Consider the following 494-nt stretch of genomic DNA (forward strand, 5'->3'; position numbering starts at 1 on the left):
GCGTAATAGCTCACTGGTCGAGTCGGCCTGCGCGGAAGATGTAACGGGGCTAAACCATGCACCGAAGCTGCGGCAGCAACGCTTGCGTTGTTGGGTAGGGGAGCGTTCTGTAAGCCGTCGAAGGTGGCCTGTGAGGGCTGCTGGAGGTATCAGAAGTGCGAATGCTGACATAAGTAACGATAAAGCGGGTGAAAAGCCCGCTCGCCGGAAGACCAAGGGTTCCTGTCCAACGTTAATCGGGGCAGGGTGAGTCGACCCCTAAGGCGAGGCCGAAAGGCGTAGTCGATGGGAAACAGGTTAATATTCCTGTACTCGGTGTTACTGCGAAGGGGGGACGGAGAAGGCTATGTTGGCCGGGCGACGGTTGTCCCGGTTTAAGCGTGTAGGCTTGTGTTCCAGGCAAATCCGGAGCACTTTAAGGCTGAGGCGTGACGACGAGGCACTACGGTGCTGAAGCAACAGATGCCCTGCTTCCAGGAAAAGCCTCTAAGCTC

General features: G+C 57.1%; 1 rRNA gene. It reads left to right on the forward strand.

Annotated features, from left to right (window positions below):
- Positions 1–494, forward strand: a 23S ribosomal RNA gene (locus tag MKZ79_RS21165); the annotation flags it as partial.

The organism is Erwinia sp. CGal63, assembly GCF_037026505.1.
Taxonomy (GTDB): domain Bacteria; phylum Pseudomonadota; class Gammaproteobacteria; order Enterobacterales; family Enterobacteriaceae; genus Erwinia.